The sequence below is a fragment of the Bradyrhizobium sp. HKCCYLRH2047 genome (assembly GCF_051168175.1).
Taxonomy (GTDB): domain Bacteria; phylum Pseudomonadota; class Alphaproteobacteria; order Rhizobiales; family Xanthobacteraceae; genus Bradyrhizobium.
The window spans coordinates 37,672-59,428 of the sequence record NZ_JBNPUM010000004.1; the positions used below are offsets into that span (position 1 = coordinate 37,672).

20 protein-coding genes and 3 tRNA genes are annotated in these 21,757 nt (G+C 65.5%); 20 read left to right on the plus strand and 3 right to left on the minus strand.

Annotation, left to right across the window (positions count from 1 at the left end):
- Positions 1–52: 52 nt before the first annotated feature.
- The 10 genes from ACQR1D_RS10525 (at position 53) to ACQR1D_RS10570 (ending at position 10,315) form a co-directional block, all read left to right on the plus strand.
- The gene (locus ACQR1D_RS10525) at positions 53–457 is read left to right on the plus strand and encodes a DUF4189 domain-containing protein (protein WP_315801130.1); all 405 of its coding nucleotides are present in this window, start codon (positions 53–55) and stop codon (positions 455–457) included.
- 124 nt (positions 458–581) lie between these two features.
- A complete protein-coding gene (locus tag ACQR1D_RS10530) occupies positions 582–995 on the plus strand; it encodes a DUF2000 family protein (protein ID WP_315759242.1) in 414 nt (137 codons plus the stop codon).
- Positions 996–1,117: 122 nt separating this feature from the next.
- Positions 1,118–2,143 carry an alcohol dehydrogenase AdhP gene (gene adhP / locus ACQR1D_RS10535; protein WP_315801129.1) on the plus strand — a complete coding sequence of 342 codons (1,026 nt, stop codon included), beginning with the start codon at positions 1,118–1,120 and terminating at the stop codon, positions 2,141–2,143.
- Positions 2,144–2,239: 96 nt separating this feature from the next.
- On the plus strand, positions 2,240–3,520 hold the full coding sequence (locus ACQR1D_RS10540; protein WP_434838419.1) for an alpha-glucosidase/alpha-galactosidase: 1,281 nt from the start codon (positions 2,240–2,242) through the stop codon (positions 3,518–3,520).
- 121 nt (positions 3,521–3,641) lie between these two features.
- Positions 3,642–4,310 (plus strand): TetR/AcrR family transcriptional regulator, encoded by a 669-nt coding sequence (locus ACQR1D_RS10545; protein WP_315801127.1) that lies wholly within the window; start codon positions 3,642–3,644, stop codon positions 4,308–4,310.
- Entirely contained in the window at positions 4,307–5,098 is a 792-nt protein-coding gene (locus ACQR1D_RS10550) for an HlyD family secretion protein (protein WP_315801126.1), read from the plus strand. The genes ACQR1D_RS10545 and ACQR1D_RS10550 overlap by 4 nt, the downstream gene beginning before the upstream one ends.
- Entirely contained in the window at positions 5,095–6,033 is a 939-nt protein-coding gene (locus ACQR1D_RS10555; RefSeq protein WP_316176913.1) for an ABC transporter ATP-binding protein, read from the plus strand. Before ACQR1D_RS10550 ends, ACQR1D_RS10555 begins: the two co-directional genes overlap by 4 nt.
- Entirely contained in the window at positions 6,030–7,187 is a 1,158-nt protein-coding gene (locus ACQR1D_RS10560; RefSeq protein WP_315801124.1) for an ABC transporter permease, read from the plus strand. The genes ACQR1D_RS10555 and ACQR1D_RS10560 overlap by 4 nt, the downstream gene beginning before the upstream one ends.
- A 40-nt stretch (positions 7,188–7,227) precedes the next feature.
- Positions 7,228–8,538 (plus strand): adenylate/guanylate cyclase domain-containing protein, encoded by a 1,311-nt coding sequence (locus tag ACQR1D_RS10565; RefSeq protein ID WP_434838417.1) that lies wholly within the window; start codon positions 7,228–7,230, stop codon positions 8,536–8,538.
- Between the two features lie 91 nt (positions 8,539–8,629).
- On the plus strand, positions 8,630–10,315 hold the full coding sequence (locus ACQR1D_RS10570) for a tannase/feruloyl esterase family alpha/beta hydrolase (protein ID WP_434838416.1): 1,686 nt from the start codon (positions 8,630–8,632) through the stop codon (positions 10,313–10,315).
- Positions 10,316–10,319: 4 nt separating this feature from the next.
- Here ACQR1D_RS10570 and ACQR1D_RS10575 read toward each other — a convergent pair whose 3' ends face one another.
- Positions 10,320–10,781 (minus strand): DUF488 domain-containing protein, encoded by a 462-nt coding sequence (locus ACQR1D_RS10575; RefSeq protein WP_316176918.1) that lies wholly within the window; start codon positions 10,779–10,781, stop codon positions 10,320–10,322.
- 16 nt (positions 10,782–10,797) lie between these two features.
- Positions 10,798–11,622, minus strand: a complete 825-nt coding sequence (locus ACQR1D_RS10580) for a DUF72 domain-containing protein (protein ID WP_434838415.1) — start codon at positions 11,620–11,622, stop codon at positions 10,798–10,800.
- Positions 11,623–11,779: 157 nt separating this feature from the next.
- On the opposite strand from ACQR1D_RS10580, the gene ACQR1D_RS10585 reads away from it, so the two are divergent.
- The 3 genes from ACQR1D_RS10585 to ACQR1D_RS10595 all read left to right on the plus strand — a co-directional run bounded on the left by ACQR1D_RS10585 (position 11,780) and on the right by ACQR1D_RS10595 (position 14,979).
- Complete coding sequence (locus tag ACQR1D_RS10585) at positions 11,780–11,980, plus strand: hypothetical protein (protein ID WP_315801119.1); 201 nt, start codon at positions 11,780–11,782, stop codon at positions 11,978–11,980.
- A 351-nt stretch (positions 11,981–12,331) separates the two neighbouring features.
- The gene (locus ACQR1D_RS10590; protein ID WP_315801118.1) at positions 12,332–13,465 is read left to right on the plus strand and encodes a glycosyltransferase family 2 protein; all 1,134 of its coding nucleotides are present in this window, start codon (positions 12,332–12,334) and stop codon (positions 13,463–13,465) included.
- Positions 13,462–14,979 (plus strand): glycosyltransferase family 39 protein, encoded by a 1,518-nt coding sequence (locus tag ACQR1D_RS10595; RefSeq protein ID WP_434838414.1) that lies wholly within the window; start codon positions 13,462–13,464, stop codon positions 14,977–14,979. The genes ACQR1D_RS10590 and ACQR1D_RS10595 overlap by 4 nt, the downstream gene beginning before the upstream one ends.
- Positions 14,980–14,987: 8 nt before the next feature.
- Here the strand turns inward: ACQR1D_RS10595 and ACQR1D_RS10600 are convergent, their stop codons facing one another.
- Positions 14,988–15,785 (minus strand): FkbM family methyltransferase, encoded by a 798-nt coding sequence (locus tag ACQR1D_RS10600; RefSeq protein WP_316215964.1) that lies wholly within the window; start codon positions 15,783–15,785, stop codon positions 14,988–14,990.
- Positions 15,786–16,325: 540 nt separating this feature from the next.
- Between ACQR1D_RS10600 and ACQR1D_RS10605 the strand changes: the two genes are divergently transcribed.
- From ACQR1D_RS10605 to ACQR1D_RS10635, 7 genes are all read left to right on the plus strand, one after another.
- Entirely contained in the window at positions 16,326–17,513 is a 1,188-nt protein-coding gene (locus tag ACQR1D_RS10605; RefSeq protein ID WP_316176924.1) for a tlde1 domain-containing protein, read from the plus strand.
- 1,199 nt (positions 17,514–18,712) lie between these two features.
- A complete protein-coding gene (locus ACQR1D_RS10610; RefSeq protein WP_434838413.1) occupies positions 18,713–18,901 on the plus strand; it encodes a hypothetical protein in 189 nt (62 codons plus the stop codon).
- A 42-nt stretch (positions 18,902–18,943) separates the two neighbouring features.
- Positions 18,944–19,018 (plus strand) — tRNA-Asp (locus ACQR1D_RS10615).
- A gap of 42 nt (positions 19,019–19,060) precedes the next feature.
- Entirely contained in the window at positions 19,061–19,597 is a 537-nt protein-coding gene (locus ACQR1D_RS10620) for an HNH endonuclease (protein WP_434838412.1), read from the plus strand.
- A gap of 438 nt (positions 19,598–20,035) precedes the next feature.
- Positions 20,036–20,108 (plus strand) — tRNA-Phe (locus ACQR1D_RS10625).
- A 2-nt stretch (positions 20,109–20,110) separates the two neighbouring features.
- Positions 20,111–20,176 (plus strand) — tRNA-His (locus tag ACQR1D_RS10630).
- A gap of 356 nt (positions 20,177–20,532) precedes the next feature.
- Entirely contained in the window at positions 20,533–21,684 is a 1,152-nt protein-coding gene (locus ACQR1D_RS10635; protein WP_434838411.1) for a slipin family protein, read from the plus strand.
- Positions 21,685–21,757 lie beyond the last annotated feature (73 nt).

A 21,757-nucleotide genomic window follows, 5' to 3' on the forward strand; every position in this document is an offset into this window, starting at 1 on the left:
CTCAACGACCCCCGGCTAGATTTGCCGACATTGGGCCTCGGGGGAGGAGAGAGTGATCATTTCGACCGCTGCGCGACGTTTCGCGCTGTTTGCATTTGGACTGACCGTGATCGTTGCTGCCGCGCGCATCGCGAGCACCAGCGCCATCAGCCCGGCCCACGCCGCCGGCGCCTTCGCCATGGGCCAGTGCGCCGCCTACGGCCAGGCGTTCGACTATCCGGCGGAGCATCTCGCCAAGGCCGCCGCGCTCAAGCAGTGCAAGGGCGACTGCACCGCGGTGACGATGAAGAAGGCCTGCGCCGCGTTCGCGGTCGATCTCACCAATCCCTGCGGCGCCCACGGCTATGCTGTTCGGCCGACGATCTCGACCTCGCTCAACGAGGCGACCCGGGAATGCTACAAATATGGCGGCAAGGAATGCGTCATCCGCGCCTGGGTCTGCGACGCCAAGGGTTGATTCAAGTCTGATGATCTCAACGGCTCGGCTGCCGGGGTTCCACGTCCGCTTTCATTTCGATGCTTCACCCCGAGAACGGCTCGGCTATTCTCGGCGTTCGATGACATCGAACCCCGGAAGTGACATGCAATTCGACACCAAGATCGCGCTGATCATCCGCAACGATCTCGAAGCCTGGCAGAAGCTCAACGTCGCGGCGTTTCTTTCCAGCGGCATCGCCGCCGCATTTCCCGAATGCATTGGCGCACCTTATGAGGACGGCTCGGCAACCCTGTATCACGCGTTGATCGGGCAGCCGATCCTGATCTACGGCGCGCCGGATCGTGCCGCGCTGGCGCGTGCTCTGGATCGGGCGCTGTCGCGCAGCGTGAAGCCTGCGCTCTACACCGAGGACATGTTCAAGACCACGCATGACGAGGCCAACCGCGATGCCGTGAAGGCGGTGGCGCGCACCGATCTCAATCTGGTGGGACTGGCGTTTCGTGCCGAGCGCAAGGTGGTCGACAAGGTCGTCGACGGACTCAAATTTCACGCCTGACAGAAACGGGCGCATTGCGCTGTCATCAAACTGTTACTTCATGCGGCGGCGCGGCTTGACGCCGATCAAGACCGGACGACTCCGACGTCGTTAGTTTGCGCCGCGACATGAGGAGCAGACAGATGCAGACCATGAAAGCCGCCGTCGTCAAAGCCTTTGGCAAGCCGCTGGTCATCGAGGACGTTCCAATTCCTGCGCCGGGACCCGGCGAGATTCTGGTCAGGGTGAAGGCCTGCGGCGTCTGCCACACCGATCTTCACGCCGCCTCCGGCGATTGGCCGGTGAAGCCGGTGCCGCCGTTCATCCCGGGTCACGAGGCGGCCGGCATCGTCGCGGCGCTCGGGCCAGGGGTCACCGACTTCAAGGTCGGCGACGCCGTGGGCGTGGCTTGGCTGCACGATGCCTGCCTGCGCTGCGAGTATTGCGAGACCGGCTGGGAGACACTGTGCGAGCACCAGCACAACACCGGCTACAGCGTGAATGGCGGCTTTGCCGAATACGTGATCGCGTCCGCGGCGTTCGCCGCGCGTCTGCCGGCCAATGTGGACTTCGCCAGGATCGCCCCGATCCTCTGCGCCGGCGTCACCACCTACAAGGGCTTGAAGGAGACCGACACGCGGCCCGGCGAGTGGGTGGTGGTCTCCGGCGTCGGTGGCCTCGGTCATGTCGCCATCCAGTACGCGAAGGCGATGGGGCTGAAGGCGATCGGTCTCGATATCGCCGATGACAAGCTGAAACTCGCGCTGGAGGCGGGCGCCGAACATGCCGTCAACGCGCTCGACAAGGATGCCGTGGAGCAGGTGATCCGGATCACCGGCGGCGGCGCTCATGGCGTGCTGGTCACCGCGGTGTCGACGCCGGCTTTTGCCCAGGCGCTGCACATGGTCCGCCGCAAGGGGACGGTCAGCCTTGTCGGCTTGCCGCCGGGCGAATTCCCGACGCCGATCTTCGATGTCGTGCTGAAGCGCATCACCGTGCGCGGCTCGATCGTCGGCACCAGGCGTGACCTCGACGAAGCCATTGCGTTTGCCGCGGACGGCAAGGTGACGGCCGAGGTGACCACGGCGCCGTTGTCGGAGATCAACACCGTCTTCGACCGCATGAAGGCCGGCAAGATCGACGGTCGCGTGGTGCTCGACTTCGGCTGATCAGCATGACCGATTGGTGCGCCGCCGCGCCGAACACTTCGCGGCGGTTTGATCTGGATCAGGAAGGGGGACGCGCGGCGCTGGCACAAATTGTTCATGGCAGCCGTCACCAAGATCGTCTTCCTCGGCGCGAGCAGCGCGTCCTTCGGACTCAGCGTTTTCCGAGACCTGTTCTCGACGCATGATCTCGCCGGTTCGACGCTCGTGCTGATCGGCCGCGATCCGGTCCGGCTTGCCCGGTCGGAAGCACTCGCCCGGCTGCTCAACGACCTCTCCGGCGCCGGCCTCAAGATCGAGGCGACCACGGATTGGCGCGCGGCGCTCGACGGCGCCGGCTTCGTGATCCATGCCACCGCGATCGACCGCAACCGCCTGTGGAAGCTCGATTTCGAGGTGCCGCGCAAATACGGCATCCGACACACGCTGGGTGAGAATGGCGGGCCTGGTGGATTGTTCTTCACGCTCCGTACCCTGCCGGTCGTCTTCGACTTCGTGCGCGAGATGGAGCGGCGCTGTCCGGACGCGCTGTTCATCAACTTCTCCAATCCCGAGAGCCGCATCATCCTCGCGCTCGGGCTTCACAGCCGCGTCGCGCATATCGGCCTGTGCCATGGCATCTTCATCGCGCGCAGCCAGGTGGCCTCCATTCTGGGACTCGCCGAGGAGCGCGTGGACGTGTGGGGCGCCGGGCTCAATCATTTCCAATGCCTCGTGCAGATCCGGGATCGCGACACCGGGGCCGATCTCTATCCACTGCTTCGCGAAAAGGTCGGGAGCCACGACCCCAAGGTCGCGCCGCTGACGCGGGCGCTGTTGCGCGACTTCGGCTTCTGGCTGGGCTGCGGCGACAGCCATGTCGGCGAGTATCTCGCGTATGGCTGGGAAGCGGGCGAGAGCGGGTACGACTTTGCGTGGGACGAGGCGGAGCGGGCCAAGCTGATTCGGCAGATCGACGAGGTCCTGGCGGGCAAAGCCGGCATGCCGGACTGGTGGCGAATGCCATCCGGAGAGCGCGCGGTCACCGTGATCGGTTCGGTGCTGCACGATCGCAAGCAGGTCATCGAGTCCGGCGTCGTTCTGAACCGTCACGTCATTCCCAACCTGGCTGCCGAGGCCGCTGTCGAAGTGCCCGTTGTCGCGGATCGCGTCGGCATCCATCCGGTTTCGCTGGGCCCGCTTCCAGATGCCGTCGCCAAGCTGATGTCGGTCCAGGTTCAGGTTCAGCAACTGGCGGTGCAGGCGGCCATGACGGCGTCCAAGGATCTCGCCTTGCAGGCGCTCCTCATCGATCCCGTCGTCAACTCGGCCGCCGCCGCGCGCCAGATCGTGGACGAGCTTTGGGAGATCAATCGGCCTTACATCAGGTCCTGCGCGTGATCGCGCTGACTTCGTCTGATGAGGGGCCGCGCGCGGTCGGGTCGGGCTCCTGACCCGCGCCGACGGCTCAGCCTTCTCGGGGCCTCTTTACAATGACTGACTAGTCAGTCATAATTGTTCAATGTCGAAGCCGTCGAAATTGTCCGAGCGCAGAGTTGAGCCCGTCAAGCCGGCGGCAGCCGGCGCCTCGCGCCGGGCGGATCGCTCCGCCGAGCGCCGCGCGGCGATCGTGCAGGCGGCGATGGACGAGTTCATCGCCCGAGGCTTCGCGGCGACCCGGCTGGACGACGTCGCCAAGCGGGCAGGGGTCGCCAAGGGGACGATCTATCTGCACTTCAAGGACAAGGAATCGATGTTCGAGGAATTGATCCGGACCGCGATCGTGCCCTTCGTCGGCCGTCTTGCGGCGCCGCCGCCGGCCGGCGGCTCGGTGCGCGACATGGTCGAGGCGTTGGCGCGCATGTTCCTGCAGGAAATCGCCGGCACCCGGCGGGCCGATCTCGTCCGGCTCATCATCGCGGAAGGGCCGCGCTTTCCGTCCATTGCCGATTTCTACTATCGCGAGGTCGTCTCCCGCGGTCTCGCGGCCATGCGTGCGCTGATCCAGTTGGCGATCACTCGCGGCGAGATCCGCGAGCCCAAGCTGGCGCAACATCCGCAACTGATGATCGCGCCAATGATGGTCGCGGTGATCTGGAAGAGCCTGTTCGAGCGTCATGCGCCGCTCGATGCGGAAGCGATGCTGCAGACGCATCTCGATCTGATCTTTGGCGCGAGGAGGCCGACATGAGTCTGCTGCACTGCCTCGCCGTGCTGGTCACGGCCTTCACGTTCAACGGTTGCAAGGAGACGCGCGATCCCGGCTATCAGGGCTGGGTCGAGGCCGACATGATCTTCGTCAGTCCGGACGAAGCGGGCCGGATCACGAAGCTCAACGTGCATGAGGGGGACGTGGTCAAGATCGGCGATCCGCTCTATTCGGTCGACGACGATCTGCAGCAGGCCGATCTCAACCAGACCAAGGCGACGCTGGCCAATGCGCAGCAGACCTATGACCGCGCCGCCGCCTTGAGCAAGACGGGCGCGGGGACGCAGGCGACGCTCGACTCCGCCGTTTCGGCGCTGCGCGTCGCCGAGGCCCATCTCGTGACCTCACAGACGCGGCTGGCAAGGCGCAAAGGTGTGGCGCCCGTCGCGGGGACCGTCCAGCAGATCTACTTCCGCGAGGGCGAGATGGTCGCGGCGCAGCGGCCGGTGCTGTCGATCATGCCGCCGGGCAACATGAAGCTGCGTTTCTACGTGCCCGAGCCTGATCTGCCGAAACTCGCCATCGGCGACGAGGTCCGCGTCACCTGTGACAATTGCGCTGATGATCTGACCGCCAGAATCTATTTCCTCGCGACCTCGGCGGAATACACGCCGCCGGTGATCTACAGCCTCGATGAGCGCAACAAGCTCGTCTATCTGATCCAGGCGCGGCCCTCGCGGCCGGACGCGCTGCGCGTCGGCCAGCCGGTCAGCATCTATCCAAACCTCAAGACTCCCGATCGGAAGACTCCGGTGGCGGACAAGCAATGAACGGGGCGGGACCGGCCGAGATCGCGATCGACGTCCAGGGACTGACCAAGTCCTTCGACGGCCGCGAGGTCGTGCATGATCTGTCGATGCAGGTGAAGCGCGGCTCGATCTACGGCTTTCTCGGCCCGAACGGCTCGGGCAAGACCACGACCATCCGGATGCTGTGCGGCCTGCTGACACCCGACGGCGGCGAGGGCACCTGCCTCGGCTTCGACATCCGTCGCGACGCCGACAAGATCAAGCGCCGGGTCGGCTACATGACGCAGCGCTTCAGCCTCTATCAGGACCTCTCGGTGCGGGAGAACCTCGAATTCGTGGCGCGCCTCTATGGCATGTCCGATCCGCGCCGGGCCGCGCGCGACATGGTGCAGCGGCTCGGGCTTGCCGGCCGCGAGCGGCAGCTCGCCGGCGAGTTGTCGGGCGGCTGGAAGCAGCGGCTGGCGCTCGGGGCTTGCACCCTGCCGAGCCCGCAACTGCTGCTGCTCGACGAGCCCACTGCCGGCGTCGATCCCAAGGCGCGGCGCGATTTCTGGAACGAGATTCATGCGCTCGCCAGCGAAGGGCTGACCGTGCTCGTCTCGACCCACTACATGGATGAGGCCGAGCGCTGTCACGAGATTGCCTACATCGCCTATGGTCATCTGCTGGCGCACGGCACCGTCGCCGAGGTGATCGCGCAATCGGCGCTCACGACCTACACGGTAAGCGGCGACGATCTGCGCGAGCTCACGGCTGACCTCACCGGCAAGCCGGGTGTCGACATGGTGGCGCCGTTCGGCACCAGCCTGCACGTGTCCGGCCGCGACCGCAACGCGCTGGACGCGGCGATCGCGTCCTGGCGCGACAAGGCTGACCTGCACTGGCAGCCCGCCGCGCCCTCGCTCGAGGACGTCTTCATCGACCTGATGAACCGTTCGCGGGACAACTTCCAATGAGCGATGCGGCCGTCCATCCCACGTCTTCCGAGCCGCGCTTCGGCTTCTGGCGGCGCACCTATGCGATGCTCGTCAAGGAGTTCATCCAGCTCAAGCGCGATCGGGTCTCGTTTGCGATGATCGTGATGATCCCGGTGATGCAGTTGATGCTGTTCGGCTACGCCATCAACACCACGCCGCATCATCTGCCGGCGGCGGTGCTGCTGCAGGAGGACAGCGACCTCGGCCGCTCGATCCTGAAGGCGATGGAGAACACCGCCTATTTCCGCTTCACCCGGGAAGTCAGCAGCGTCGCTGAGTTCGACGATCTCCTGCTGTCCGGCAAGGTCCTGTTCGGCGTCGAGATCCCCCGCGGCTTCGAGCGCGCGGTCCGCCGCGGCGACCGGCCGGCCTTGCTCGTCGCGGCCGACGCGACCGATCCGGTCGCGGCGTCCTCGGCACTGTCCTCGCTCGGCATGATCGTGCAGACCGCGCTGGCGCATGATCTCTACACCGGCAATCCCGTCACCACGCCGTTCGAAATCAGGGCCCATGCCCGTTACAATCCGGCGGCCTCGTCGCGGCTCAACATCGTGCCGGGCCTGGTCGGCACCATCCTGACCATGACCATGCTGATCTTCACCGCGCTCTCGGTGACGCGCGAGATCGAGCGTGGCACGATGGAAAGCCTGCTGTCGATGCCGATCAAGCCGGTCGAGGTCATGCTCGGCAAGATCATCCCCTATGTGATGGTCGGCTTCCTGCAGGCGACGATCATCATCGGCATCGGCGTGCTGCTGTTCGGCGTTCCCATCATGGGCAGCTTATTGCTGCTGGCGCTGCTGTCGACGCTGTTCATCGCGACCAACCTCTCGATCGGCTACACCTTCTCGACGCTGGCGCAGAACCAATTGCAGGCGATGCAGCTGTCGATGATGTTCTTCCTGCCTAGCATCCTGTTGTCGGGATTCATGTTCCCGTTTCTCGGCATGCCGCAATGGGCGCAGGTGCTCGGTGAATGCCTGCCGCTGACGCACTATCTGCGCATCGTGCGCGCCATCATGCTCAAGGGCTCGACGCTCCAGAACCTGCAGCATGACACGATCGCCCTGTTCGGCCTCATGCTGTTCGCCATGACGGTCGCCGTCTTGCGCTTCCGCCGCACCCTCGATTGAGGCACAATGGCGGCCGGGCTCAGAAGACGGCTGGGGCAGGATGACGATCTCGTGGGAAGGGCAGGCCGGCAAGGAGCCGGCGGCGTCGGCTACGTTCAACCAGGCGCTCATGCGCCAGACGTTGAACACCGAGCTGCTGCGCGTGAAGGCGCTGATCAGCATAGCGGCGCTGTTTCTCGTGATATCGGCGCTGGTCGAAATCTTCGAGCCCAAGATCTCGGAGTGGATCTGGCCGAGCCGGATCGGGGTTCTCTACGTCTACGCGATCATCGTGGTCTTCATCGGCTTCGAAACGCTCATCCTGTTCAGGATCAAGTCGGACATCCGCCACGGGCGGGACGTGCCGGTGATCTGGCGCTATGTCAGCGCGCTGGTCGAGACCTCGCTGCCAACGTTCGTTCTCATTCTGCAGATCGAGGGCATCGGCCACGACAAGGCGCTGGGCTTCGGTGCGCCGCTGGTCTACTTCGTCTTCATCGTTCTCTCGACGCTTCGTCTCGATTTCTGGCTGTCGAGCTTCACCGGTCTGGTTGCAGCGGTGGAGCTGTTGATGGTGGCGCTGTTCGACCGGCCTTCGATCGATCTCAGCCAGAATCCGGAGATCTACTATCACGGTGAGCGTAGCTTCATCATCCTGCTGTGCGGCCTGCTCGCCGGCGCCGTCAGCGTGCAACTGCGGCGCCAGTTCGCGGCGAGCATCGAGGCCGCCTCGGCACGCGACCGCGTCACCGACCTGTTCGGCCAGCACGTATCGCCCCAGGTCGTCGAGCGCCTGATGAAGGAGGGGACGGCGGAGGCGCGCGACATCCGCGAGGTCGCGGTGATGTTCGTCGACTTCCGCGGCTTCACCGCGGCGGCGCGGTCGAAGACGCCGCAGGAGGTCGTTGACCGGCTCGACGGCGCATTTGCTGTTCTCGTCGAGATTCTCGAGCGCCATGGCGGCATCGTGAACAAGTTCCTCGGCGATGGCTTCCTGGCGCTGTTCGGCGCGCCGTTCGAGTCGCGCGATGCGGCCCCGCAGGCAGTCGCGGCGGCCCGCGAGATGGTCGCCGCCATGGACCGCGTCAATGCGATGTCGTCCTGGCCGCTGCGGATCGGGATCGGTGTTCATCTCGGCGAGGTCGTTGCCGGCAGCATCGGGTCGCCGCGGCGGAAGGAATACACCGTCATCGGCGATACCGTGAACTTCGCCTCCCGCCTCGAGGCGCTGAACAAGGAGCTCGATTCGCGCCTCCTGATCTCGAGCGCGGTGCGGCAGGCCGCCGGCGACGGGGCGCGCGACGCCGTCTTCCACGGCGCGGTGTCGGTGCGCGGCTACGATCGGCCGTTCGAGGTCTGGCAATTGCACTGACTGGCAACCCGTCGCTCGCTGTCGGAGATTTACATTGCACGGTCTCCGCGTTTAACTGACCCCAATGAGAAGCATCATCAGGGGGGAATGCATGATCCGAACCGGGGCGCTGTTTTTGGCTGGGGTAAGCCTCGCGTGCGCAGCCGGCGGGGGGCCAGCGGGAGCCGAGGATGTTGCCTGCAGCAAGGTGACGGCGGAGGCGCTGAAGGTCCCAGGGCTGACCCTGACGGGATCGAAGCTGCAGGAGGCCGCCGACGGGTTGCCGCGGCATTGCATCCTCTCCGGCAAGGTCAATGAGCGCACCGGCGTCGACGGCCATGCCTATGCGATCCAGTTCGAGATCCGGCTGCCGGAGAATTGGAACGGCCGCTTCCTGCATCAGGTCAATGGCGGCAATGACGGCGTCGTGGTGCCGGCGCTCGGCGACAAGGCCGATGGTCTCGTCAGCGGTGGCATCACGCCGCTGGCCCGCGGCTTCGCGGTGCTGTCGTCCGACAGCGGCCACTCCGGCAACGATCCCGCCAACAAGCCGCGCGGGCTTGCGTCCGGCTCCGCCTTCGGCCTCGATCCGCAAGCACGCCGCGACTACGGCTATTCGGCCGACATCACGCTGGCGCCGATCGCGAAGGCGATCATCTCGGCGCATTACGGCAGGAAGCCGGATTATTCCTACATCGCCGGCTGCTCCAATGGCGGTCGCCACACCATGGTCGCTGCCGAGCGCATGCCCGAGCAGTATGACGGCTTCCTGGTCGGCAACCCCGGCTTCAACCTGCCGCGCGCGGCCGTGCAGCACGCCTGGGACGTGCAGGCGCTGACCAAGGCCGATGCCGATATTCGCAAGTCGATCACGCGGGACGATGCCAAGCTGATTGCCTCCAGGATCACGGAGGTCTGCGACGGGCTCGACGGCGCCAAGGACGGCCTCACGGCCAACCTGAAAGCCTGCCAGAAGGTGTTCAATTTCGACAGCCTCCGCTGCGCCGCCGGCGCGACCGACGCCTGCCTGCCGGCCGCCAAGGTCGATGCTTTGAAGAAAGTGTTCGCTGGCCCACACAATTCCAAGGGCGAGCCGCTGTATTCCGACTGGCCGGTGGATGGTGGCGTCGGCACCGGCAATTGGCGCGCCTGGAAGGTCGAGAGCCCGGTGGCGCCCTGGAACAACCTTCCGATCATCGCCACCATGGGCGGCGCCTCGCTCAACTACATCTTCTCCACGCCGCCGGTCGAGATCGAGGGCTCGCCCGACAAGCTCGTCGAGAAGCTGCAGACCTTCGACTTCGACAAGGACGCGCCGAAGATCTACGCCAAGGAAGGCCCGTTCACGGAGTCGGCGATGGACTTCATGGCGCCGCCCGCGGTCGATAACCCGACCTTGCCGGCGTTCCAAAATGGGGCCCGCAAGATGCTGATCTACCACGGTCAGGCCGATCCGGTGTTCTCGATCAACGACACGATCCGCTGGTACGAGAAGCTCGATGCCAACGTGCAGGGCAAGGCCGAAACGTTTGCGCGCCTGTTTGCATTGCCCGGCGAGACCCATTGCGGCGGCGGCGTCACGCTGGAGAAATTCGATGCGCTGGGCGCGCTGATGGACTGGGTCGAGAAGGGCAAGGCGCCGGAGGCGATCACGGCCTCGGTCAATGCGGCCAACAAGGAGCTGCCATCGACATGGAGCCCGCAGCGAACGCGGCCGCTGTGCCCGTGGCCGACATTCGCCAAATATGTCAGCGGCGACGTCGAGCAGGCGTCATCCTTCACCTGTGCGGCGGAGTGAGGCGTCAGACCTGCGGCGCGACCAGGTTCTTCACCTTGACCTGGTCGCGGTCCTCGATGATCTCGGCGATCCATTGCCGGTGGCAATGAGCGTGGTCGCGCTCGTAGCAGAGCAGGCAGACGGGACCGGCGCTCTTCACCAGCGCGGCCAGCTCGTCCATCTGCTCCTTCGCCTGCGGCGTCTTCAGGTGCGCGCTGTAGATCTTGTGCAGCGTGTCGTAATGGCCGCTGCGCGCGGCTTCGCGGCCCTCCTTCGGCGTGCCGAGCCCGCGCAGATGGACGTAGCCGATGCCGCGCTCGTCGAGCCCGGCGGCGAGCTGGCTCTTGGAGAAGCCCGGCCGGCGCGAGGCCGCCACCGCGCGCACGTCAACCAGCAGCTTGACGCCGGCCGATTGCAGCTCGTCGAGAACGGCTTTGGCCGGCGTGTGCTCGTAGCCGATGGTGAACAGGGTCTTGCTCTTGGCCATCGTGCGTCCCCTCGCGTCAGCTCACGCGCTCGATGAGCTCCATTGCGCCGGCCGGCGCGCGCACCTTGCCCTCGTGAATGACATAGGCAAACACGTCGCGCGGCATCTTCTTCGCCGGCTTGTCGTCAACCCGGGGCAGGTCGTCCGGTTCGCCGCCGTTGGCCCAGAGCTGCAATCGCTTCGCCCAGGCATCGAGCTGCTTCGGCGGATAGCAGGTCGTAAGCTCGTCATTGCCCTTCTGCAGCCGGGCATAGACGAAATCACCCACGACATCGGCGATCGCCGGATATTTGCCGTGCTCGGCGAAGACCACCGGCGTCGCGAACTCGCGCAGCAGCGCGACGAAGCCGGGGACGCAGAAACTGTCATGGCGGACCTCGACGACGTGACGCAGCTTGCGGCCGTCGAGCTCACGCGGCAACAGCTCGAGGAACTTGCCGAAATCAGCCTCGTCGAACTTCTTGGTCGGCGCGAACTGCCACAGCACCGGTCCGAGCCGATCGCCGAGCTCGAGCACGCCGGTGTCGTAGAAGCGCTTCACGGAATCGCCGGCTTCGGCAAGCACGCGGCGATTGGTCGCGAAGCGCGGTCCCTTCAGCGAGAAGATGAAGCCGTCCGGCACCTCGCGCGCCCATTTGCGGAAGCTCTCCGGCTTCTGCGAGCCATAATAGGTACCGTTGATCTCGATCGAGGTCAGCTTCGAGGCGGCGTATTCGAGCTCTTTCGATTGCGGCAGCTTGTCCGGATAGAACACGCCGCGCCACGGCGCGAAGGTCCAGCCGCCAATGCCGATGTAGATGTGGCTCTTGGATTGCGAGGCGCGTGCGGGGGCTTTGCTCACGGACCGATTCCGATGCTGATTGCCGAGGGTGTTGCGGTACGGAGACGATAGTCAACCGGACCGGTTCTGGCCAGTTCGGCGCTGTTGGGGCGTCGCTCTTCCCGTGCTCCGGAGGCTCGTGTATCCAGGGCACGGGCCGGGAAGGGGAGATATGGCAATGAGAGCGGAATCGGTCGGTGGCCTGCTGGGCGCGATCGTCGGGGCCGCCGTGCTGGCGGCAGCCTTCTATTATGTTCCCGTCGGGCCGATGGCCCGTCAGATGCAGCCGGCCAAGGTCGAGCTGCCGCCCACGCCGGTGCAGACCGTCCCAGTGGCCCCGGCGGTGCGGGGACCGGTCGTCCGCGAGGTTCCGAACTAGGCTGGCTTTCGTAGCCCGGCTGAGCGCAGCGATATCCGGGGTCTCCCGAAGAGTCCGCGTGAACCCGGATGTCGCTGCGCTCAGCCGGGCTACGGCATACGCCCTTGCATTTCGGCCGGCGCACCCCATTTTGGGGAAGGACGGTGACGTCGAGCTCAACGGCTCCGGCACCGAGACGACCACGGCAGAGCGGCTGCGCCGGATGTACGCGCGCCCTTTGTTTGTGGTCGTTGGCGTTTTTGGGCCGGATTCGCGGCGGTGCACGGCGGCACCACAGTTCGCCCTTTTTGCAGTTTCCGGCGGCCGTCGCGCTTGGCAGTGCGGAACGCGGCGGATATACGCATCCGCACCATGACCGACGCCCTCCGACCGGCCCCGCAAGTGGCCCAGCAAACCGTTGAAATTCCGATCGTTTCGGTGGTCGTTCCGACCTTCAACGAGCGCGACAATGTCACCACGCTGTATCGGCGGCTGGAGGCGGCGTTCAAGGACGTGCCCTGGGAGGTCGTGTTCGTTGACGACAACTCGCCGGACGGCACCTGGCAGGTGGTGCGCGAACTGTCGCGCAACGACCAGCGCGTCCGCTGCATCCGCCGCATCGGCCGGCGCGGCCTGTCCGGTGCCTGTATCGAGGGTATCCTGGCTGCCAGCGCGCCCTATGCGGCTGTGATCGACGCCGATCTGCAGCACGACGAGACCCAGTTGCCGAAGATGCTGTCGCTGCTGCAGAGCGGCGCGGCCGAGCTCGTGGTCGGCAGCCGCTACATCGAGGGCGGCAGCGCGGCGAGCTTCGACAGCAAGCGGGCCGGGGCCAGCGCCTTCGCCACCGAGATCGCGCGCCGCGCGCTCAAGGTCGAGGTCAACGACCCCATGAGCGGCTTCTTCATGATCCGCCGCGATCGGTTCGAGGAGATCGCGCCAAAACTGTCGACGCAGGGCTTCAAGATCCTGCTCGACATCATCGCCAGCGCCGAGGGCGGTCTGAAGACGGTCGAGGTGCCCTATACGTTCGGCTCGCGCCTGCATGGCGAGAGCAAGCTCGACTCGATGGTCGCGCTCGACTTCCTCGGCCTCGTGCTGGCCAAGATGACCAACGACGTGGTGTCGCTGCGCTTCCTGCTGTTCGCCATGGTCGGCGGCACCGGCCTGGTGGTCCATCTCGCCACGCTGTTTCTCGGTCTCAATTTGTTCGACATGCCGTTCGCCGAGGCACAGGCGCTCGGCGCCTTCGTGGCGATGACCTCGAACTTCATCCTCAACAACTTCCTCACCTATCGCGACCAGCGGCTGAAGGGCTTTGCCATCCTGCGCGGCCTGCTCGTGTTCTATCTGGTCTGCTCGGTCGGGCTGCTGGCCAATGTCGGCGTCGCCTTCTCGGTCTACGACCAGGAGCCGATCTGGTGGCTGGCGGGCGCGGCCGGCGCGCTGATGGGCGTGGTGTGGAATTACGCGATCTCCGGATTGTTCGTCTGGCGCAAGCGATGACCTCTGCGGCAGGCGCCGACGACGCCCGGCTGGTCCGCAATGTCTGGCTGACCATCGCAGGCCTCGTCATTGTCAGGCTGATCGCGGCCGCGGTCACGCCGATCACTTTCGACGAAGCCTATTACTGGATGTGGTCGAAGCATCTCGCCGGCGGCTATTACGACCATCCGCCGATGGTGGCGGTCGTGATCCGGCTGGGCACCTTGATCGCCGGCGACAGCGAGCTCGGCGTGCGGCTGGTCTCGATCCTGCTCGGCCTGCCCATGAGCTATGCGGTCTATCGCACGGCCGAGATCCTGTTCGGCGGCGTGCGCGTGGCGGCGACCGCGGCGCTGCTGCTCAACGTCACCCTGATGGCGGCAGTCGGCACCTTGATCGTGACCCCCGACGCGCCGCTGCTGGTCGCCTCCAGCTTCGTGCTGTTCTTCTGCGCCAAGCTGCTGGAGACCGGCAGGGGCGTCTGGTGGCTCGCCGTCGGTGCTGCGGTCGGCGCGGCGCTGCTGTCGAAATACACATCGCTGTTCTTCGGCGCGGCGATCCTGATCTGGCTCGTTGCCGTGCCGAGGCTGCGCCATTGGCTGGCCTCGCCCTGGCCCTATCTCGGCGGCCTCGTCGCATTGGCGCTGTTTTCGCCGGTGATCCTGTGGAATGCCGATCACCAATGGGTGTCGTTCATCAAGCAGCTCGGCCGCGCCAGGGTCGAGGCGGTCAGGCCCGTCTACATCGCCGAGATCATCCCGACGCAGTTCGCCTTCGCCACCCCGCTGGTCTTCATCCTCGGCGTGATGGGCCTCTATGGCCTGGCCCGCCGCCGGGCAGGGGACGCGGCGGCACGCGTCCTGATCGAGGCGATGGTCTGGGTCATCGTCGCCTATTTCGTCTGGCATTCGCTGCACGCCCGCGTCGAGGCCAACTGGTTCGCGCCAATCTATCCGGCCTTCGTAGTGGCTGCTGCGGCGGCGGCCCATCTCGTCGCCTGGTCGGCGCGCGAGCAGCGCACCGCGGCATTCTGCCTGCGCTGGGCGCTGCCCGCCGGCGTCGTGATGTTCGTTGCGCTGATCGTGCAGGCGAACACGGGCCTGCTGTCCGGCTACCGGCGCGACGCCACGGTGCGCAGTGTCGGCGTCGGCTGGCGCCCACTGGCCGACGAGATCGAGGCGGCACGCGTGCGCGTCGGCGCCTCCTGCGTGCTGACGATGGATTATGGCACCACCGCCTGGCTGTCGTTCTATCTCCCGCCGGGGACCTGCGTGCTGCAGCCGATCCAGCGCATCCGCTGGGTCAATTTTCCCGAGCCTGATCCGGCCAAGCTCGCGGGGACGCAACTGTTCGTCGACGAGGCACAGATCGCGACGCGGGTCTACGTGAGCAAAACGTTCGGCCGCATCGAGAAGGTCGGCGAGGCCGCGCGCAAGCGCGGGCCCTTGACCATCGAGACCTACGCGTTCTACTCGCTCGGCGAGCCGAAGGCCGAGCTCCTCGACCGCACGCCGCCGCCGGAGCTGCAGCGCTGACGCGCGCCTCAGGCCTGCGGGATGATATCGGCCAGCGCCTTGTCCCGGCCGTGGATCGCGACCATGTTGATGTCGGCGTCGACGGTCTTGTAGCCGCGGCGATCGAACCATTGCCGCAACTGGTCGGCATCGGTCTTGATCTTCTCGACCAGCATGATCGGCGTGCAGCGCTCGATCGTCGCCGCCGCCCCTTCGAGCGCCTCGAGCTCCATGCCCTCGACATCGAGCTTGATCAGGTCGCAGCGCGGCAGGTTGAAATCGTCCAGCGGAAGCTTGCGCACCTCGACGGTATCGTTCGCGTAGTCGATGGCCTGGCCGATGAACTCGGTGTTGGGACGCTGGCGCAGCTCGAGGCTGCCGAAGCTCGACGGGGTCAGATAGTTCGGGCTTGGGATGTTGAGCACGCCGCGCTCCGAGGAGACCGCGGCATGGATCGCGATCGCGTTGAAGCAGTTGTTGATCGCGATATTGCCGGCGAGCGCGTAGTAGATCCGCTCCTGCGCCTCGATCGAGAGCACGGATCCCCAGCCGGTCATCGCCTTCGCCCATTCGACGGTGTGGACGCCGATATTGGCACCACAGTCGATTGCGACCGCGCCGTCGCCATAGTGCCTGCGGCGCACGCCGAGCAGGCGGACGGCGAGCTGCACCTCTGCCGGATCGAACGCGCCGGTGTTGAGGATCTGGAAGCCGACACCGTAGCCGCGGTTGGCGTCGATCATGCGATAGTCGAGCCGGTTGACGATCATCGTACCTTGATTGGTCGAGGCCAGCACGAAGGCCAGCTTCCGGTCGGGGATCTGCATGGAGAGGTCCTCTCGTGTCGTCTCGGCAGGGAGCGGACGCGGTACGATTCGCCGACGGAGTGTCGCAGAGAATCGTCCCGTACCATACTGCCGCCAGCGGCCACAGCGCCTGTAGCTCCGGGTTGCTACGGATGCGCTTGTCGCGCCCGGCCTGCCGGAGCGGGGGCTTTCGACCGGCGAGATCTGCGGCCTTTACCTCGTCAGCGCGCGCAAACGAGAGATCATCGATCGCGCGCCGCCGCCCCGGCCCAATCGTTAACGCGGCGTGCGCTGTTTTACGGATCGGCGCAGCCGACGGATGCTGCCTCTCCGGATTTTCCCGGTACGGTAATATTGCATGTGGCTGCAGTTTTGCCCTGTTTCCGCCCTCTTTGACGGCAAAACAGGCCCTGAAGGTTAACCCGCCCCTAATCCGCCAAAACTTAATCAGCATTTAACTAAAAGTCGCCTTAATGAAGCTCTGTGCTTCTGCGAGATGCAAAGCGGGTGTCCGTGGCGCATCGAGCGAGAGTTGTCGAGTATTCGTTCGGGCGTGAGTGAATGAGTAACAGTCGAGCTGCGTTGGCCGCACGAAATCGCAGGAAGTCCTCCCTGATCGCGTTCTCTCACAAATTGATCGGTGGCGCGGCAATCGCATGCCTGATCGGGGGCTGCGCCGTGACGGTCTATACCAAGATCATCGCGGCCGACGCCTATCCGACCCTGGGCAGCATCGAGCAGGACGAGCCCGTCGTGCGCCCTGCGCCGCGGCTGGCGACACGCAGCGCCGCCGAAGCGGTAGGCGACGCCTTCTCGGCCTTCCCGGAATCTCCCCCCGTCACCACGGTCGCCGCCATCACGCCGCAGATGTTCAACGACCGCTTCGGCGCGGCCGTGCCGCAGGGCGTGGCCTCCAACGCCGCGAACGGCGCGCCGCCGCTGTCCAAGCTCGCCGAAGCCGCGCCGCCCAGGCCCGTCGAGGCCAGGCAGATCGAGACGAAGCCGTCCGAAGCCAAGTCGGCTGAGCCTGCGAAGGTTGCCGAGGCGCCGAAGAAGGATGCCCGGCCGCCGATGCAGCTGGCGCTCGCCAATACCAAGCCGGCCGCGCAGCCGCAGCAGCCCGTGACGCCGGCGCAGGCTGCCGAGGCCAATGCGCCGAAGAGCAGCGGCTTCTCGCTGCGCGCGATGACCGAGCGCGCCAAGGCGGCGGTGCTGTCGATCGCGGGTGATCGCCACTCGATCCAGGAAAAGCTCTGGGGCAAGCCGGAGAACCAGGATGGCGGGCTCCTGGCCTACGCCTCGGCTGATTCCAACATCACCGCCAGCATCGCCAAGGATCCGACCCGCGGCGGCCGGCCGCCGTATGATTTGAGCACCGCGGTCTACGACATCTCGGCCAAGGCGGTGTATCTGCCCGACGGCACCAAGCTCGAGGCGCATTCCGGCCTCGGCGAGAACCTCGACAAGCCGAGCTCGGAGAAGATCAAGATGCGCGGCGTCACGCCGCCGCACATCTACGAGCTGAAGCCGCGCGAGGCGCTGTTCCATGGCGTGCCGGCGCTGCGGCTCAACCCGATCGGCGGCGAGGACGCCATCCACGGCCGCAACGGCCTGCTGGCGCACACGTTCATGCTCGGCCCGAACGGCGACTCCAACGGCTGCGTGTCGTTCCGCGACTACTACGCGTTCCTCGATGCCTACAAGAACAAGGGCATCCGCAAGCTCGCCGTCCTCGCCCGCATCGAGTGAGCGGCGCCGGCCACGTTCTGCCGTTGTCATAGCGCCGACTCGGTCCTCTTCGTCATTTCGGCACCGGATTTTCGTCTGCTCTCTCCGCATCGTCATTCCGGGGCAGCCCGCAGGGCTGAGCCCGGAATCCATAACACGATCGGAAGTATGGATTCCGGGCCCAGCCGCTGCGCGGCTGTCCCGGAATGACGAACTGAGAGAGCCGCCGCACAGGCGCTTCGCTCACAATGATGCCCGGCATGCGTCATCAGCCTCGCACCCGCTTTCGCGTTCGAGCCTTGGCTTTGGATCACCCTCTGCAAACAAGAGGGCGCGGGGAATGCCGGGTGAGGGCCTCACCCATGGCCCGCCTGCAACAAAGAAAGCAGGCGGCAGTCACCACAGGTTCAGCCGCATCATCCGGCATTCCCCGCGCGATGGATTGACGGCTTATACGTGGTCTCCCTGGTGCGCCGGCTGTCTGGCCACCATCGGTCGGAGCATTCGTCTCTCTCTCGACCTTGACACCAGCGTCGGGGTGTCAGGACATCACGACTTCGCCGTGCGCATCTCCGCGTTCGTCGGCATGACCGAAGTCACGCTGCGAGGCGATGCGCCCACCGCATCCCGCCCTCCACGTTCATGACGATCGCGAAGCGCCCCTCTCATGAGGACGGGACCGGCATAGAATGCATGATTTCTGATTTTTGGAAAGAGGAAAATGTTCGGGCTTGGCGGTGAGCGTGGCGATCCCATTGGCTGTGCTCGACAAACGAGTTTACGCGCGCACGCATTTTCGATCGCTCGAATGACCATTTGCGACCTTGTAGCTCGCGAGAATGCGCAACTGATTTGCCCGACGAGCAGTCTGGTTGTTGCAAATCTGTCGCGGTGCAGGGGACTGCAACGCCATCGCTTCGCGCTGCGGCCTTGACGGCTTCGGGAAATTCTGCGCATAGCTCTGCCCCATCGAAATCGATGCGCCGTTTGCCGGCGCGCTCTTGAGGACCACGACCGTGTTGAGCCTACGCTCACATCTCGCGCACGCCCCCGCCAACGAACGACCGTTTGCCTGGTCGCGCGATGGGTCCGGCATGGGCGTCGCCTGTCAGGGTCCTGCCAATCTCGTGCTGTCCCTGGACAAATCGGGACTGCGAATTCCAGCACAAGTGTAACTCGCGGCGGGATCTCGACCCTCCGCACCAAGAGCGGAGGGTCTGATGACCCGCATGATGAGCCCAGATTCCGAGACAACCGACCACACGCGAGCACTGTGCTCGCCGGTGGCGCTTGCCTTCGTGCGCATCGTCATGGCCTGCCGCGGCGTCAGCGAGGCGCGCGCTCGCCAGATCTATCTCGACTACATCAATGGCGTTCGGCCGGAGCATGCTCCGGCTGGATTCGACTGATTGACCATGATCGTGCCGGCGCAGGCCGGGCGCGACGAACAGGCCCATGTTCCCATCTGGCGAAGGGACCGGACTGTCGATCCGGTAAGGCGGGTTCGATTCCCGTCATGGGCGCCAACATGACCCGATGAGATCACGAGCCGAGAGAGGAGGTCGACGATGTCAGCAACAAATCCGGCGCTGGTTCTCAACGCCGACTTCCAGCCGCTGAGCTACTTTCCGCTGTCCGTGTTCAGCTGGGAGGATGCGGTCAGGGCCGTGGTCGGCGGATCGCACGTCGTCGTTGCCGAGTACGATCGGGTCGTTTGCAGCCCGAGCGTCACGATGCGGTTGCCGTCGGTGATCGCGCTGCGCGACTACGTCAGACCGGCGACGCGCGTGCCGTTCACGCGCTTCAACGTCTTCCTGCGCGATCGCTTCACGTGTCAGTACTGTAGCGGCCGTTATCTCCACGGCGAGCTGACGTTCGACCACGTGGTGCCGCGCGCCGATGGCGGCGAGACGTCGTGGATCAACATCGTGGCCGCCTGCAGTCCCTGCAACGCGCGCAAGGACCGGCGTCACCTCAAGCCGCAGCGGCCGCCGTTCGAGCCGACGCGGCACGAGCTGATGGCCGCACAGCGCCTGTTCCCGCCGAGATTCCTGCACGAGACGTGGCAGGACTATCTCTACTGGGACGTGGAGCTGGAGCGCTGATGATGGCCGTGGTGCCCGGGTGAGCTCGCGTCGTCGCCCGCCGGGCGGCGGCGTGAGCGACATGCGGTGTCCAACGAGCTGCGCGTGTGAACCCGGATGTCGCTGCGCTCATCCGGGCTACGTGGTGGTCACGTGCTTGTAGTAGCGCGTTTGTAGCCCGGATGAGCGCAGCGATATCCGGGGTATCACGAGCTGCGTGTATGAACCCGCATGCCGCTTCGCTCATGCGGGCGACATTTTTTGATGATCGAGAGATCGAAGTGTATCTAATTAGTAACGACGAGACTGACAGTGAAGATGAGCGAGATGTCCGCCTTGCGCAAAATGGGAATTGCATGTAGCAGAACGATCCTTCGTGATGACTTTGGTTCGGGCTCGCTGAGATCCCGACTGGCGCGGCCGGTGTCCGGTCCCGTGTTCCGTCGTCGCAAAGAGCAAGGAGTCTGTAGCTCATGGAGAGCGTCGGGTTGAAGGCCCGAAGGCATCGGTTCGATTCCGGTCGACACCACCAAAGGATAGCTCAGTTGGATAGAGCAGATGATTATGATTCATCGGGTCGCGGGTTCGACTCCCGCTCCAGCGCTTCCGTTTAGCCTGAAAAGCTAATCGCCTCTGACGAGGACCGGACGCGCGCTTCAGTCGCGGTCCGGCCGTTTTGCCCAAGAAAATTTCGAGGGCATTTCGACCAGATCAAAGACACTGTAGAGCCGGCTCTGCGCCGCGGTGGATGCCGCGTCCGAAGATGTCGGGAAGGCTGCGCAAGGACGCTCGGGCTTATGGCTCGCGTGACCGCGCGCGTGCGCCCGGCATCGTCAGACGCTCAAGCCTCGGCCCGCTCGGTTCACGCAGGAAGCGTCGTCCGGTCCTCACGTCCTTTGATCGATGACATCAGCATTCCGGCCGATGGGCCGGAAAGCAAACCGTGGGAGTGTGTTGTGACTTGGCATCTGGTGACGAAGACCGTGACGGTGGAGGATGGTGAGCGGGCGCTGGTCTGGCGTGACGGCCAGCTCGTGCGCGTGCTCGCGCCGGGCCGCCATGCGCTGCTCGATCCGCTGCACCGGCTGAAGGTGCAGGTGTTCGACGTCGTCCGCACCGAATACACCACCGAGCGCTACGCGGTGCTGAAGGCCGCACGGCCCGATCTCGCCGCGGAGCTGTTCGAGGCGGTGGAGACCGGCGCGAACGAGATCGCGATCGTCAGCCTCGACGGCCGGCCGACGCATCTGCTCACGCCCTGGCAGACCCGCGTCTACTGGACGGTCGCGACTGATGTCGAGGTCGAGCGCATCGACATCACCAGCGACGTGCGCGTGAGCGCGCGGCACCTGGCGATGATCGAGCGCAACCGGCCGGGCATCGTGACCGAGGCCGTGGTCGAGAACCACGAGGCCGGTCTGCTCCATGTCGACGGCAGGCTGACCGAGCGGCTGGCGCCGGGCCGGCATGCCTTCTGGGCGGTCGGCCGCAAGATCGAGGTCAAGCGCCTCGATCTCAGGCCCACGGTGCTCGAAATCACCGCGCAGGAGATGCTGACCAAGGATCGCATCGCGCTGCGGGTGACGCTGACGACGTTTCGCCGGATCGTTGATCCGGAGGCGGCGGTGGCGACGTCGCCCGACGTGGATGCGTGGCTGTACCGGCTGGTGCAGTTCGCGATCCGGGAGGCGGTGGCGTCGCGCACGCTCGACGAGGTGCTGGCGGCGAAGGCCTCGCTCGACGCGGAGCTGCGCGACTACGTGCGCGCGCGGCTCGACGGCTCGGGCGTGGAGATCACGGAGCTCGGCGTGAAGGACGTGATCCTGCCCGGCGAGATCCGCGACCTCGTCAACAAGGTGGTCGAGGCGGAGCGGCTGGCGAAGGCCAACCTGATCCGTCGCCAGGAGGAGACCGCGGCGACGCGCTCGCTCCTCAACACCGCCAAGCTGATGGAGGAGAACCCGCTGCTGCTGCGGCTCAAGGAGCTGGAGTCGCTGGAGCGCCTGGTCGAAAAGGTCGGCCGCATCGACCTGCATGCCGGTGAGGGTGCAGGCCTGGATGCGCTGCTGACGCGGCTGGTGCGGCTGAAGGCGCCCGATGCGGGGTAGGGCTGCGGTGCCAGACCGCATTGTTCATAGGAAAGGCCGCCCACGGGCGGCCTTTCGCGTTAAGCGCTAGAAA